The organism is Haloferax sp. Atlit-10N, from assembly GCF_003586325.1.
GTDB classification, from domain to species: Archaea; Halobacteriota; Halobacteria; order Halobacteriales; family Haloferacaceae; genus Haloferax; species Haloferax prahovense.
The window spans coordinates 153,953-167,958 of record NZ_PSYX01000003.1 but is presented as its reverse complement, the minus strand read 5'-3'; the positions used below and the strand labels follow the sequence as shown (position 1 = coordinate 167,958).

Genomic DNA, 14,006 nt, shown 5'->3' with positions numbered 1-14,006 from the left:
CACCGACTGTCGTCGGGTCCGGCACGAACAACAATTATAAATCATGAGTGTGATTGTGTACCATGGAAGTAACTGACAGTCTCAACTTCGGACACAAAGACCGCAAGGACATCTACGAGTACATCGAGCGGCACGGGACCGTCCGCGAGGACGAGGTTCGGCGGGCGCTCAACTTCGAACCGGCGGCGCTGGGGGCGCACCTGACCGTTCTGCGACGGGACGGCTACATCCGAAAGGTCGGCAACTACGTAGAGGTGGCCTACGCGCCCGGCGAGGAGGAGACGGTCGAACTCGGCGACCTCGACGTGACGATTCGGATGGCCCAGAACGTCGACTTGGAGAGCCTCGTCGACGCCATTCACGAGGTCGCCGACGAGGGCCGGTACATCGAGGCCGAGACGGTCGCCGACCTACTCGACCACGAGGAGGTCGTCCTCCGACACAACGAGGTCAGTTCTCGGATGGTGTTCGTCGCCACCGTCGGCGACGAACTCGCCGGCTGGGTTCACCTCGACCTGCCCGAGGCGGAGAAGCTGAGCCACACCGCCGTCCTGACGGTCGGCACGCGGCCGGAGTTCCGCGGTCACGGCATCGGGAGCAAGCTCCTCGACCGCGGCGTCGACTGGGCTCGGGAGCGCGGCTTCGAGAAGCTCTACAACAGCGTTCCGGCGACCAACGAGGAGGCAATCGCGTTCCTCGAAGGCCACGGCTGGGAGACCGAAGCCGTCCGCGACGCCCACTACAAGATAGACGGCGACTACGTCGACGAAGTGATGATGGCCGTCTCGCTCCGGTGAGCGCAGACCGGCCCCACTCCGACCCTGAATTTCTGCGCGCTGTCTTCTCCGGCCAGCGACGCGTGGGTTCGCAGCCCCCCATCCGCGACGGGTCGCGCTCCGACCGGCCGACTTACGACCAGTCGTCTTCGGCCCCGTCGAGGGGTTCGGCAACGACGCCGTCCTGTTGGACGAGCGCCCTCGCGTGGGCCGTACAGACGTTCCTGTCGGCGTCCCACGGGACGTAGAGCCTGACCGCCGCGACGTTCTCGCAGTCGGGTTCGCTACAGTCGGCCATACGGAGAGCGTCGGCCGCGACGACTATCGGTGTGTCGGCGAGTCGCGGCCCAGCCGTCTCTCCGCCCGCCGCGCGCCTCGCGCTCACCGGAATCGCTCGCGTTCCTCGTGGGCCGCGTCGGTGCCGTACTCGTCCACGAGCGGTTCGTAGGCGTCGCCGAGCGCGCGCATGGCTCCCGCGGTCGAGTGGAAGTCGAGTTCGTCGGCGACGGCGTCCCACGGCCGGGTCTGGAGGACCTTGCGGACCAGCAGTCGCTCCTCCCGAGGCGTGAGCGAGGCCCGCTCGGGGGTCGTGAGGTGCGCGAGGCCGAGGCGACGGAACGCGCCGGGCGCGGTCGTGTAGAGCCCCGGGCCGTAGGACGCGCCCACGACGACGCGCCACTCGTACTCGGAGAGGTCCGGTGAGAACGCGGTGTCGACGGCGGCGAGGGCCGCCCGTGCCACGTCGGCGTCGAGGTCCGAGAGGGCGTCGCCGAGCACGTCGCCGACGCGGCCGAGGAACCACGCCGCGTGGCGGTCGCGGAGGTCGCGGCCGGCGGGCGACAGGGGGTGCATCATGAGCGCCGAGTACTCGCCGCTGGTGTCGTTTCTGGTGGTCGAGAGGTGGACCGTCCCGTAACCGTTGTCGCGCCAGAACGAGAGGAGTTCGGGCGTCGCGCCGAAGCCGACGCCGAGGTAGTCCGCGTCGCCCGCGAACTCGTCGCGTATCTCCGAGAGGAGCCGCGAGCCGAGCCCGGACGACCGGACCGCGTGGTGGGTGGCGATGCGCATCACGCGGTAGCCGACGGGGACGCCGGCCGCTTCGTCCCGGAGTTGGCTCGTGAACACGTCGGGGAGCATGTTCCCGCGGATGCGGCCGCCGTCGTACATGTGCCGGCGGGTGTCGGCGTCGAGGCCGCCCTCGCGGGCGAGGAGCGCGACCGAGACGACTCGCCCCTCGTGGGTGAGCGCCCGGAGCGTCAGGTTCGGAGCGTCGAGAAGTCGGGCGAGGTCGTCCGGTTCGGTCCGGTAGTGCGCGAGGACGAGCAGGCCGAACGCTTCGCGGAGCAGGTGTTCGTCAGCCAGCAGGTCGTCGGGCGAAAGCGTCCGGTAGGAGACGGTATCGGGCGTCGCGTCAGCGACGAGCTGGTCGACCGGCGGCCGAGCGTCGAGGAGGAGCGCGCGGAACGTCCACGACTCGACGGGGTCGCCGGCGGCGTAGCGAATCGGGTCGTCGAGGCGCGCGTCGGTCACCTCGCGGTCCGCGTCGTCGAGGCGGTCGCGGAAGCGGACAGCGAAGCCGCGGCCCGCGCCCTCGTAGCCCCGGACGGTCGTACAGAAGGCGACCGCGGGCGCGGCGAGGAACGATTCGAGGAGCCTGACGGGCAGGGCGGCCGCCTCGTCCACGACGAGCGCGTCGGCGTCGGCCGCCGCCGCGCCGGCTTCCGTGGGCGGGACGTAGCGGACGCGACCGCCGCTCTCGGCCGCGAGGTCGAAGTCGTCCGCGCCGCCGCCTCGGAGCGCGCCGAGTTCGGAGAGAAGTCGCTCCGCGCGGGCGAACACCTCGGCGGCGTTTCGCTTTCCGGGCGCGGTCACGACCACGTCCGCGCCCTCCGCGGCGAGACTCCCGGCGGCGAGGCCCGCCGCGCTCGACTTCCCGCGGCCGCGGTCGGCCTCCACGACGATGGCGTTTCCAGGGTCGGCCAGCGCTTCGAGCGCTTCGAGCGCGGCGGACTGGTCGGCGGTGAGACAGTTCTCGTAGGCGCGCCGCGGGAACCGTCGGTTCTTCTCTCTCGGTATCCGCGGCGGGGCGGCGTCGAAACTGATTCCCTGTCGGTACGCGCCGTCGCGCTCGACGGTCCCCGAATCGAGGTCGACGAGGGCGACGCCGGGGTGGTCCCGGAGCGTCGAGACGAGTCGGCCGCGGAAGCGCCCGGTCACGTCCGCGACGGAGAACGGCGGGACCGCCAACCGCTCGTCGAAGGAATCGCGGCGGGCGGGCCACTCGTCGAGGGGTGGCGCGAGCAGGACGAGCAGGCCGCCGCCGTCGACTGCGCCGGCGACGCGGCCGAGCGCGTTCGCCGAGAAGTCCTCGTGGGCGTCGAGGACGACGAGCGTCCGGGTCGTCCCGAGCAGCGACGAGGCGCGCTTCGGTTCGACGCGGTGGAAGCGAAAGCCCTCGCGGGCGGTGACGAACGTCACCTCGTCGTCGGGGACGTCGGCCCCGCGGACCGCGTCGAAGGCGGCGTCGATGCCGGCGTCCCGGTCGCCGGCGAGGACGAGGAGGCGTCGCTGGTTCGTCGCCAGTGCCTCCGCGCGGCGGGCGGCGGCGAGCGCCTCGACGTCGGGGTCGTCGCCGAGTTCGGTCATGGGGGCGATACGCCGGCGCGACTATTCACATCCTTCGGTCGGGTGCGAGCGCGCTCGTCCCCAGTCGGTTCAGCCAGCGGTTTCGGTGGGGTGTCACACCCCGCCACGGGTGTTTCGTGTGAGCAATCGACACGAGAATCCGGGGCGCTTCGGTCGGCGAGAAATCGGGTGTTCGCGGGTCGTGCGGACGCGTCGCACGGCGGTACGATTTTGAAAGCGCTTTTATGGGGGCCGAAGCAAAGAGTGGTTACAGCCTGTCCGGGGTTGATGAACCTCCTCGCCGTAGGGAAATCGTTGACCGGTCGCGACCGACCGACCGGTGTGATACCGGCGAGGGAGTCGAGCCCGCGAGCAGGATATAGGTGAACAACAATGGCTGTCTACGTAGACTTCGACGTACCGGCCGACCTCGCTGACAGCGCCGTCGAGGCGCTCGAGGTCGCCCGAGATACTGGTATCGTGAAGAAAGGAACCAACGAAACGACCAAGTCCATCGAGCGGGGCAACGCCCAGCTCGTCCTCATCGCGGAAGACGTCTCCCCCGAGGAGATCGTCATGCACCTGCCCGAACTCGCCGACGAGAAGGGCATTCCGTTCATCTTCGTCGAGACGCAGGACGACATCGGCCACGCCGCCGGCCTCGAAGTCGGCAGTGCCGCGGCCGCCATCGTCGACGCCGGCGACGCGTCCGACGATGTCGAGGACATCGCGACTAAGGTCGAGGACCTTCGATAACCGACCATGAGCGCGGACGAACAAGCCAGCGACTCGACGCCTGCCGAAGTCATCGAAGTCGTTGGAAAGACTGGGATGCACGGCGAGGCCATGCAGGTCAAGTGCCGCATCCGCGAAGGCTCCAACCAGGGCCGTATCATCACGCGAAACGTGCTGGGTCCCGTCCGCGAGGGCGACATCCTCCAGCTCCGCGAGACTCAGCGTGACGCCGACTCCATCGGAGGGCAGTAACAATGGTCGAAAAGCGCACGTGCGACTACAGTGGTGAGGAAATCGAGCCCGGCACGGGCACGATGTACGTCAAGACCGACGGCACCATCCTCCACTTCAAGGACTCGAAGGCCGAGAAGAACTACTTCCTCGGCCGCGAGGCCCGCGACCTCGAGTGGACGGAGGCCGGCCGCCGCGCGAGCGGCAAGTCGGAGGACAACTGATGTCCGACGCAGAGCGCACCTTCGTGATGGTCAAGCCCGACGGCGTCCAGCGCGGCCTCATCGGAGACATCGTCTCCCGCTTCGAGGACCGCGGTCTGAAGATGGTCGCCGGCAAGTTCATGCAGATCGACGAGGAGCTCGCTCACGACCACTACGGTGAGCACGAGGGCAAGCCCTTCTTCGAGGGTCTCGTCGACTTCATCACGTCCGGTCCCGTCTTCGCGATGGTCTGGGAAGGACAGGACGCGACGCGACAGGTTCGCGGCATGATGGGCGAGACGGACCCCGCAGAGTCCGCTCCCGGCACCATCCGCGGCGACTACGGTCTCGACCTCGGCCGGAACGTCATCCACGGCTCCGACCACGAGGACGAGGGCGCGAACGAGCGCGAAATCGCGCTCTTCTTCGACGAGGACGAACTCGTCGACTACGAGCGCATCGACGAGACCTGGCTCTACGAGTAAGTCTCGTCTCGCGGTTCTCACGTTTTCTGCCGAGAGGAGCGACGGCCACGTCTCCCCTCTCGTCCGCGCTCTACCTCCCGAGCGGGCCCCTCGGGGGTACTGTGTGCGGGATACTATCATTGGACATCCACGGTCGGCGACGACCGTCACCGCGACCTGACCGTCCACCGCGCGGCGAACAACGGTTTTCTCGTCGCCCGGCGAAACGTGTCATATGGTCGAAGTTGAACTCGTACTCCTCGCGCTCGCGGCGCTGTTCGTCGTCGGCGCGGTGGCGATGCTCGGCGCGACCGCGGTGGCGGCGTGGACGACCGCGCGACTGGCGGCGACGCTCTCGACGCTCGTGCGTCCGGTCGTCCTCGGGCCGACCGACATCCGCGACGTCGAACTCCGGGTTGCCGGCCTGCGCGCGCTCGACCACGTCGATTCGGGCGTCGTCACGAACGTAGTCCCCGAGCGGCGGCGCGGAGCGAGCGGCCTCGCCCGATTCTCTCGCCGGGACGGCGTGCGGCTCGACCTCGCGCTCGCGACGCCCGACGACCGGACCGCGACGGTCTGGGTGCCGGTTCCCGAGGCCCTGACCGGCGGCTCGCGGTTCGAACGCATCGCCGCGGCGTGCGACGTGCCACCCGAAGAGATTTCAGACGCCGTTGGGACGGAGCTTCCGTTAGTCCGCGGTGCCGACGGTGGGTGGCGAATCGGGAGTGAGGGCAACCGCGGGTTCGGTGGTGCCGACGTTGGAGACGACGCGACTCGGGAACGCTCGTTCGAGACCGAGCGCGTCTAATTCGCGCGACCAGTACTGGCGGGTTGTCAGGCGCGTCGTCGTCGCCCGCCGCCGAGGCGCGACCGAATCCGCCGGGCCGCCAGTTTGGCGACGACCCGCGGCCCCGGCGGAAGCAACCCGAGTTGGCGCGCGATTCCCATCAGGTTCACCAGGTTCCACTGCTCGGCGATGCGGCCGTCTTCGAGCCGGAAGACGAAGAACGCCGGTTGCTCGAACGACTTCCCGGTCGGGACGAGGTTACCCCACGGCTCCTGCGGCGTTCCCCGCGCCGTGAGCCGCATCATCACCCGGTCGCCCTCGCCGACCGCGTCTTCGACAGCGAGGTGCCAGTCGGGGACCGCCCCGCGGAAGCCGAGTATCTGGTCGACCAGCGCGTCTCTTCCCACTCTGTCGACGTCGACGCCCAACTGGTGAGTGACGACGTCCTCGTGGACCAACTCCTCTGCCGCCGCCGCGTCCCCCTCGTTGACGAACTCCTCGATGTATCGGCGGCACAGTTCGACGTTCGTCCGTTCCGGTGCGACTGATTCGGTGCCCATACCGAGCGATACGCCATGAGGTATGTTAACATTTATTTCACGTACAGAACGGGGAGACACTCACGACGGCGAGAACGCGATGGGACTCTGCGACTCTGGAGTTCGATACGGACAAAAAAGACGAGCCGTGAGTTGTTCGGTCGCTCGGACACTCAGCCGCTCAGTCGGCCTGCGGGACGGGCGCGTCGAGGTCGATTTCGCCGGCGTCGAGTTCGGCTTCGACCTCGCGGGCGGCTTTGACCATGTTCTCCATCTTCTGGTAGGCGACCTCGCGGGGGAGGAGCTTCACGCCGCAGTCGGGGGAGACGGTGAGTTTCTCCGGCGGGACGACCTTCAGACCCTGCTTGATGTTCTCCTTAATCTCCTCGACAGTCTCGACTTCGGCGGTGTGAACGTCGACGACGCCGAGCGCGAGGTCCGGCTCGAACTCGGGGTCGGTGAACACGTCTATCTGCTCGTAACCGCCGTTGCAGAGTTCCACGTCGAACTCGTCGATGGGGTAGTCGTTGAGTTCGGGGTAGATACGGGAGTAGTCGCCGTAACAGACGTGGAGGCCGATACGGACCTCGTCGGGGACGCCCGCGACGATGCGTTCGAGACACTCGCCGACGATGGCGTGGTCGTCCGGCGTCGTCGCCAGCGCGGGCTCGTCGATCTGGATGTAGGTCGCGCCCGCCTCGACGAGTTGTTCGATCTCCTCGTTGACGAGGTCGGCCAGCGCGTACGCGAGGTCGGCCTCGGAGTCGTAGTGCTCGTTGAACGACCAGCTAGCCAGCGTGTACGGGCCCGTGATGGGCACCTTGACGGGCTTGGAGGCCACGTCGCTCGTGAACTCGAACTCGTCGACCAGCCACGGCTCGTCGTACTCGACCTCGCCGACGACAGAGGGCTTGTCGAAGTAGTTGTGACCCCACACCTTCACCGGGCCGTTGAACTCGTAGCCGGGGATGCGGTGGGCGAAGTACTCGACCATCTCCTCGCGGCGCATCTCGCCGTCGACGACGGTGTCGAGGCCGGAGCGCTCGTGCTCGTTGGTGATGACGCGGCAGGCGTCGTCGTGGGCCTCGTGGAGGTGCTCCTGGGTGAACTTGGAGTCGGGGTCCTCCGCGAGGTCGTTGGCGCGGTTGAGCCACTTGGGCTTCGGGTAGGAGCCGACGACGGTGGTGAGCAGGAAGTGCTCGTTGTCGTGGGCCTCGGGGCGGAACTGCTCGCGGTTCTCGGCGTCGCGGCTCATGCTTCCACCTCCAGTTCGTCCTCGGTGGCGGCCGCGAGGGCGGCGAGTTTCTCCGTCGCGCGGTTCTCGGGCAGGTAGAACAGTTCGGTGTTGGAGGTCACGTAGGCGGTGTCGAACGTCTGGCTCTGGACCTGGTCGAGGGTCCACTCGACGCGCTCGCGGACCGTCTCGGGGTCTTCGACCAGCGTGTTCTGGCCGTCGACGAGACCCAGGGCGATGTCGTCTTTCGTACCGTACTCGTTGATGTTGTAGAGCGTCTGGTCGCGGTCGCCGGCGACGAAGTCGAAGCCAATGGCGTCCACGTCGGCGTCCATGAGGTGCGCGTAGACCTTCTCGTCGAGCGCGCCCCAGTAGGTGTGGACGACTACGTCGGCGTCGGTCGCGTCGGAGACGGCGGAGATGGCCTCGGGGACGCGGTCGTCGACGTCTTCGCCCGGCGGCGAGAACACGAGCGAGGGTTCGAGGAGGAACAGCGTCTCGTGTTCCGGGAAGGCGTCTACCTCGCCGGCGAGGAACTCGCTCACAGCGTCGAGGAATTCGGCCTCGTCGCCGTAGTGCTCGTCGGTCGCGAGGTCCGAAAGCGAGTACGGGCCGGGGAGGACCGCCTGCAGCGACTCGTCGCCGAGGAGGTCGGCGGTGGCGTCGAGTTCGGCCGCGACGTCGCCGGAGAAGGTGAGTTCGCCGCGGACCTGCGGGTCGCGGTAGAAGTTGTTGTTGTCGTAGTAGCGGACGATACCGCCGGTCTCGACGTTCTCGTGGACCGTAAGCGGGTGTGCGAGCATGTCGTCCCAGCGGAGTTGCCCCTCGACGACGCGGTCGAGGCCGGCGTCAGTCTGTTCGGAGACGACTTCCTCGCGAGCGCGGTCGTACGCGCTCACGATATCTGCGCCCTCGTTACCGGAGATGAGGTCGTGTTTCTGGTGGCCCTTGAGGTCGGAAAGCTCCTGTTTCGCCCAATCCGGGAGGGGATACAGTCCCGGTGTCGTCGAGACGAGTTCAGTCATCACTCCTGGCTAAGAAATGACGGACTATAATATTTCCTGTATCAACATATGCGCATTGGTTATTCCAACGCGAGCACCGTGAGCGTCTCGTAGGGGTACGACTCCTGGACGACGACCTCGTGGCCGAAGCCGTTCGCCTCGGCGCGGGCGAGCACCTCGTCGTAGCCGGTGAAGCTACTCACGAGGAGGAAGACGGTCCCGCCGGGCTTGAGGACCCGGCCGACCGTGTCGAGGAATGGGTCGATGATTTCGCGGCCGTCCTCGCCGCCGGTGAGCGCGACTTCCATCCAGTCGTCGCGCGCGGCTTCGAGATCCTCGGGAAGGTACGGCGGGTTGAACGCCACCGCGTCGAAGACGTCGTCGCGGAACGGTTCGACGAGGCTCCCGCGAACGACCTCGAAGCCGCGGCCGCCCTCGGCGCGGATGGCTGCGGCCCGCTCGGCCGCCTGCCGGCAGGCGTGGGGGTTGAGGTCGCTCGCGACCACGTCGGCGTCGGTCTTCGTCGCGAGTTGTTCTGCGACCCAGCCCGAGCCGGTGCCGACTTCGAGGACGCGTCCCGAGACGCGCCCGACCGCGGCCTGCGCGAGCAGTCCAGAGTCCTCCGCGGGCTGATAGACCGAGGTGTTCATCCCGCGGCGCTCGGCGAGGTCGGTCATTCGTCGGCCTCCTTGGAACCAGTCGAGGCGCCGCCATCGTCGCCCTCGACGCCGCCGTCGGCTTCGGGGCTCGCTTCGGGCCGCGTATCGGTGAGGGGAATCGGCCCCGAGGGGTCGCGCTCGGACAGCGCGCGCTGCGGGAACGGGATGGTGATATCTTCCTCCGCGAACGCCTCGCGGACGGCCGAGATGGTCGCCGTGCGGGCGCGCCACCACCGGCGGGCGCTCGGGCGGTCTATCCACGGGCGAACCCCGAGGACGACCGCGGAGTCGTCGAACCGCTTGGCGACGACCTGCGGCTTCGGCACCGAGAGCACCTCGTCGAGGTCCTCCACCGCCGCCTGCGCCACGTCCGCGGCGTGGTCGATGTCGGTCTCGTAGTCGACGCCGACCTCGACGTCGAGGCGGAGTCGACCCTTTCGGCTCCGGTTGACGAGGCTCTCTGAACTCACCACGTCGTTCGGAATCATCACGAACTCGCCGTCGAACGTCTGGATGCGCGTGTTCACGACCGTGATTTCGGTGACGATGCCCTCGTGGTCGCCGACTTCGACCCAGTCGCCGATTTCGAACGGCCGGGAGAACATGATGACGAAGCCCGCGATGAGCGCGCCGAGAGTCTGTCTCGCGGCCATCCCGACCACGATACCGAGGAAGCCAGCGCCGACGAGGAAGCCGCCGAGGTCGGCCCGCCAGATACCGAGAATGACCGCGAGCGTGGCGAGGTAGGTCGTCACCTGCGCGATGCGGTAGATGATTTCGCGCTGGTGGTCGGAAATCTCCGGGCGCGTGCTCGCAATCTCGCCGATGAACCGACCGAGGACGCTCGTGAGGACGTACGCGCCGACGACGAACGCCGCCGACAGCGCGATGCGGACGAACGTCTGCCTGTTGAGGTCGTACTGCGTCGAAATCGTGCCGATGTCGCCCGACAGCGACCAGACCGCGAAGACGAACGCCCCGCCGCCGGCGACGACGACGAGTCGGAGCACCGTCACCGAGAGGTGCCACACTGGCATCGAGACGGCGTCGACCTCCTTGTCGTGGAGCCGCGCGCCGAGCCGCCAGACGGCGACGACGGCGACGGTCACGAGGAGGCTCGCGGCGACGCGGAGTTCGAACGTCGGGAACAGCGACGCGATGTCGAGAACCGTGTCGCTCTGGAGGGGCGTGCCGGTGGAAGCGAGACGAGAGAGGGTCACGGCGAGCGCGGGGCGTATCATGGAGTTAGGTTACCGGCCGACCGACGCGGCGAGTTCCGCGAGTTCGGCGAACTCCGCGGGAGCCATGTTGCCGGCGCGCTTTCGGAGCACGTCCTCGTCGGCCGCCTCGACGACCGCTTCGGGGTCCGACAGCCCGGAGATGTGCGCCGTGTTTCGGATGCCGTTTCTGATGGTCTTCCGTCGCTGGGTGAACAGCGCCTTCACGAAGTCGAGGAAGAACGCCTCGTCTTCGACCTCGTACTCCGGGTCGCGCGGCGTGATGCGGACGACGACGCTCTGGACCGCCGGCTTGGGGTCGAACGCCTCGCGGGGGACGTGCTCGCAGACCTCGACGTCGCCGTAGTGCTGGGTGCTCACCGAGAGGCGGCCGTACTCCGAGGTGCCCGACTCGGCGGCCATCCGCTCGCCGAACTCCTTTTGGAACATCAACACCAGCGGCTTCCCGCGGGGGAGCAACCGGAACGAAATCTCCGAGGAGATGCCGTACGGGAGGTTCGAGACGCACGCGGTGAACTCGGGCAGGTCGACCTCGAGCGCGTCGCCCTCGACGACGGTGAGCCGTCCCGCTTCGACCTCGTCGGCGAACTCGCGGCGCAGGTGCTCGGCGAACGTCCGGTCCTGTTCGACGACGGTCACGCGGTCGGCGACGCCGAGCAGTCGGTCCGTGAGGACTCCCGGTCCGCCGCCGATTTCGAGGACGTGCGAGCGGTCCGCGTCCTCGGGGAGGTACGTCGGGATGCGGTCGACGACGCGGTCGTCGACGAGGAAGTGCTGGTCGTGGTCCGGGTTCCCGCGAGCGCCCGCCCGCCGGATGAGGGCGTCCGGGTCGCGCGCGCCGGCCCCGCGGACCTGTTCGCTGCCGTCGCTCGTCATTGGGAGAGGTATCGTGCGGGAGCGGGTAAAAGTCCCGTTCCGCTACCGCCCGTCGCGTCCGACGAACGTCTTGTACTTCACGTCGTTGTCGCGGAGTTCGTCGAGGATGCGCTCGACGATGACCTCCTTCGGGCGGTGAAGCCCGGAGACTCGTTCTTCGAGGTCTTCGAACGACTCGAACGGTCCCTGCCGCTTACGCGATTCGAGAATCTTGTCGCGGAGCTTCTTCCCGATGCCGGGAAGCAAGTTGAGCTGGTGGAGCCGCAGTGTGATGGGCTGTGCGTCGTTGTAGAAGTCCACGAACCGCCGTTCGTCGGCCTCGACGATGTCCTCGACGACGTAGTCGACTTCGGCCGTCGCCGTGTTCGAGAGGTCGCCGTACGAGAGTTCTTCGACGGACTGAATCAGCTCGCGGTCGGCGACCGGTGAGACGACGAGCCGGTCGCCGATGCTCACGTCGGCGTCTTCGACGAGGGTCAACTCGAGGAGACGGAAATCGGACTCTCCGAGCGCGTACGCGATGGGTGCCGCGTCGAAGCGCCGTCGGTCGTCTCCTTGACGCCCGTGGCGGAGTACGTCGAGTACGACGACGTACTCGGTCGTGGCGTCGGCGTCACCGCTCTCCGTACGTGTCATGCCAGTAGTTACGGCGAGCCGATATTTAAATAGTTGGCCGCGCTGTCACGCGGTCAGACGTACTTCGCGACGACGTTGAGGATTTCGTCGAGTTCGTCGCCCGAGAGCGCGTAGCGCTGCTGGGCGAACACCGCGCGAAGTTCGTCGCGCGACTGCGGGAGGAGGTCCGCGATTTTGATGGCGGTCGGACCGTCGACCTTCTCGAGCTCGGCGAGCTCCTCGACGAGTTCGCGAGATTCCTCGGGGTCGAGGTGGGCGAACCGGTTGACGTGTTCTATCGCACGGGCCAGTTCGTAGCGCATCTCGCGCTCTTCGTCGGCGGCGCGTTCCGCCTCAACCTCGGCGAGCAGTTCCTTGACCTCGGAGGTCGTCAGATACTCCTCGTCGAGCTTTTCTTTGAAGATGGTCATCGCTTACTGCTGGGCGCGCAGGTGAGCGGGACGGACGATGACCGTCTTCTCTTTGCCGCCGTCGTTGATCTGGACCTTGAACGCGCGGCCCTGCTTCCCGGTGACTTCACCGGTGAGACCGTTGAAGCGCGGGTGGAAACGACCCTCGCGAACGCTCGGGTCGATGTTGAGGTGGACCTTCTGGCCCTCCTCGAATTCCGCGATAGCGCGCTGCGGCGGCGAAGTGCCGCGCTCGCGCGGCTTGTTCGAGAGCTTTCCTCGCGTCCCCTTCATCGGACCGTTGGAGCTCGGCATAGTCGTGAGAACGAATACTTGCGTCGCCATTATAAATTGCACGTTACGAACCGCGCGTGTGTGTCCCCCGCGTGGTCGCGCGGGAGGGACGGACTTAACCCGAGTCGGCGCGGCGCTTCTCGTATGTCCGAAGACGAGCGACGCATCGAGACGCGCGCCATCCACGCGGGACAGGAGCCCGACGAGGAGACGGGGGCGCTCATGACGCCCATCTACGCGAACTCGACGTACGCCCAAGACGGGCCGGGTGACCACCGCGGATACGAGTACTCCCGCACGGGGAACCCGACACGAACCGACCTCGAATCGAACCTCGCGGCGCTCGAACACGGCTCGCACGGCCGCGCCTTCTCCTCGGGGATGGGCGCGATAAACACCGTTCTCAACCTCCTCGAAGCGGGCGACCACGTCGTCGCCGGCAACGACGTCTACGGCGGCACCCACCGCATCTTCACGCAGGTCTACGAGAAGTACGACCTCGAGTTCGACTTCGTCGACACCACCGACCACGACGCCGTCCGCGACACCGTCCGCGACGGGACCGAACTCGTGTGGGTCGAGACGCCGACGAACCCGCTCATGCGCGTCAACGACATCGAGGCGCTCGCTGACATCGCCCACGAGGTCGACGCGCTGTGCGCCGTCGACAACACCTTCGCCACGCCGTATCTCCAGCGCCCGCTCGACCACGGCGCGGACATCGTCTCGCACTCGTTGACGAAGTACCTCGGGGGTCACTCCGACGTCGTCGGCGGCGCGCTCGTCACCGACGACGCGGAGTTAGACGAGGAGATAGCGTTCTACCAGAACTCCGTCGGCGCGACGCCATCGCCGTTCGACTGCTTCCTCGTCCTCCGCGGGACGAAGACGCTCCCGGTTCGAATGGACCGCCACTGCGACAACGCCCGCGAACTCGCCGCGTGGCTCGACGACCACGAGGCGGTCTCCGAGGTGTTCTACCCCGGTCTCGACTCGCACCCGCAGCACGACCTCGCGGCCGAGCAGATGGACGACTTCGGTGGGATGCTCTCGTTCGAACTCGACGGCTCGCTCGAACAGGCCTCGACCGTCGTCGAGGAGACCGAAGTGTTCACGCTCGCCGAGAGCCTCGGTGGCGTCGAGAGCCTCATCGAACAGCCCGCGGCGATGACCCACGCGGCCATCCCCCGCGAGGAGCGACTCGAAGCGGGTCTCACCGACGGCCTCGTCCGCGTCTCCGTCGGCATCGAGCACATCGACGACATGAAGACCGACCTGCAGCGGGCGTTCGACGCGGCGTTCTGAGGCGTCGAAGT

The 14,006-nt window shown here is 67.5% G+C and carries 18 protein-coding genes; 7 read left to right on the top strand and 11 right to left on the bottom strand.

Translation table 11 applies throughout. The features are described from left to right. Positions 1-62 precede the first annotated feature (62 nt). Positions 63-797 carry a GNAT family N-acetyltransferase gene (locus tag C5B91_RS11570; protein WP_049967823.1) on the top strand — a complete coding sequence of 245 codons (735 nt, stop codon included), beginning with the start codon at positions 63-65 and terminating at the stop codon, positions 795-797. A 112-nt stretch (positions 798-909) separates the two neighbouring features. Here the strand turns inward: C5B91_RS11570 and C5B91_RS22435 are convergent, their stop codons facing one another. After that, positions 910-1,074: a hypothetical protein gene (locus tag C5B91_RS22435; protein WP_199514348.1), complete on the bottom strand. Its 165-nt coding sequence runs from the start codon at positions 1,072-1,074 to the stop codon at positions 910-912. Between the two features lie 83 nt (positions 1,075-1,157). After that, a complete protein-coding gene (gene tmcA, locus C5B91_RS11560) occupies positions 1,158-3,422 on the bottom strand; it encodes a tRNA(Met) cytidine acetyltransferase TmcA (protein ID WP_115819354.1) in 2,265 nt (754 codons plus the stop codon). Between the two features lie 372 nt (positions 3,423-3,794). Between tmcA and rpl7ae the strand changes: the two genes are divergently transcribed. The 5 genes from rpl7ae (at position 3,795) to C5B91_RS11535 (ending at position 5,842) form a co-directional block, all read left to right on the top strand. After that, entirely contained in the window at positions 3,795-4,157 is a 363-nt protein-coding gene (rpl7ae, locus tag C5B91_RS11555; RefSeq protein WP_004042964.1) for a 50S ribosomal protein L7Ae, read from the top strand. A 6-nt stretch (positions 4,158-4,163) separates the two neighbouring features. Beyond that, positions 4,164-4,388: a 30S ribosomal protein S28e gene (locus C5B91_RS11550; protein ID WP_004042966.1), complete on the top strand. Its 225-nt coding sequence runs from the start codon at positions 4,164-4,166 to the stop codon at positions 4,386-4,388. Positions 4,389-4,390: 2 nt separating this feature from the next. Further along, positions 4,391-4,591, top strand: coding sequence for a 50S ribosomal protein L24e (locus C5B91_RS11545; RefSeq protein WP_004974594.1), 201 nt, complete (start codon positions 4,391-4,393; stop codon positions 4,589-4,591). Further along, a complete protein-coding gene (gene ndk / locus C5B91_RS11540) occupies positions 4,591-5,055 on the top strand; it encodes a nucleoside-diphosphate kinase (protein WP_008095011.1) in 465 nt (154 codons plus the stop codon). The genes C5B91_RS11545 and ndk overlap by 1 nt, the downstream gene beginning before the upstream one ends. Positions 5,056-5,269: 214 nt before the next feature. Continuing rightward, the gene (locus tag C5B91_RS11535) at positions 5,270-5,842 is read left to right on the top strand and encodes a hypothetical protein (RefSeq protein ID WP_008095010.1); all 573 of its coding nucleotides are present in this window, start codon (positions 5,270-5,272) and stop codon (positions 5,840-5,842) included. Between the two features lie 26 nt (positions 5,843-5,868). Here the strand turns inward: C5B91_RS11535 and C5B91_RS11530 are convergent, their stop codons facing one another. The 9 genes from C5B91_RS11530 to C5B91_RS11490 form a co-directional block, all read right to left on the bottom strand. Continuing rightward, a complete protein-coding gene (locus C5B91_RS11530; RefSeq protein WP_008095008.1) occupies positions 5,869-6,381 on the bottom strand; it encodes an ester cyclase in 513 nt (170 codons plus the stop codon). A 160-nt stretch (positions 6,382-6,541) separates the two neighbouring features. After that, complete coding sequence (locus tag C5B91_RS11525; RefSeq protein ID WP_049967825.1) at positions 6,542-7,615, bottom strand: methionine synthase; 1,074 nt, start codon at positions 7,613-7,615, stop codon at positions 6,542-6,544. Then, on the bottom strand, positions 7,612-8,619 hold the full coding sequence (locus C5B91_RS11520) for a 5-methyltetrahydropteroyltriglutamate--homocysteine methyltransferase (RefSeq protein ID WP_115819353.1): 1,008 nt from the start codon (positions 8,617-8,619) through the stop codon (positions 7,612-7,614). Before C5B91_RS11520 ends, C5B91_RS11525 begins: the two co-directional genes overlap by 4 nt. A 59-nt stretch (positions 8,620-8,678) precedes the next feature. Next, positions 8,679-9,275 carry a HemK2/MTQ2 family protein methyltransferase gene (locus C5B91_RS11515; protein WP_049967827.1) on the bottom strand — a complete coding sequence of 199 codons (597 nt, stop codon included), beginning with the start codon at positions 9,273-9,275 and terminating at the stop codon, positions 8,679-8,681. Then, positions 9,272-10,498, bottom strand: coding sequence for a mechanosensitive ion channel family protein (locus C5B91_RS11510; RefSeq protein WP_049967828.1), 1,227 nt, complete (start codon positions 10,496-10,498; stop codon positions 9,272-9,274). The genes C5B91_RS11515 and C5B91_RS11510 overlap by 4 nt, the downstream gene beginning before the upstream one ends. Before the next feature lie 9 nt (positions 10,499-10,507). Further along, positions 10,508-11,371 (bottom strand): 16S ribosomal RNA methyltransferase A, encoded by an 864-nt coding sequence (locus C5B91_RS11505; protein ID WP_008094997.1) that lies wholly within the window; start codon positions 11,369-11,371, stop codon positions 10,508-10,510. Positions 11,372-11,413: 42 nt separating this feature from the next. Next, positions 11,414-12,007, bottom strand: coding sequence for a DUF655 domain-containing protein (locus C5B91_RS11500; protein WP_004974581.1), 594 nt, complete (start codon positions 12,005-12,007; stop codon positions 11,414-11,416). A gap of 53 nt (positions 12,008-12,060) precedes the next feature. Continuing rightward, a complete protein-coding gene (locus C5B91_RS11495) occupies positions 12,061-12,417 on the bottom strand; it encodes an RNA polymerase Rpb4 family protein (RefSeq protein ID WP_004042989.1) in 357 nt (118 codons plus the stop codon). A 3-nt stretch (positions 12,418-12,420) separates the two neighbouring features. Next, a complete protein-coding gene (locus C5B91_RS11490) occupies positions 12,421-12,711 on the bottom strand; it encodes a 50S ribosomal protein L21e (RefSeq protein WP_004061361.1) in 291 nt (96 codons plus the stop codon). 123 nt (positions 12,712-12,834) lie between these two features. Here C5B91_RS11490 and C5B91_RS11485 point away from each other — a divergent pair, with 123 nt between their 5' ends. Further along, positions 12,835-13,995, top strand: coding sequence for a cystathionine gamma-synthase (locus C5B91_RS11485; protein ID WP_008094991.1), 1,161 nt, complete (start codon positions 12,835-12,837; stop codon positions 13,993-13,995). Positions 13,996-14,006 lie beyond the last annotated feature (11 nt).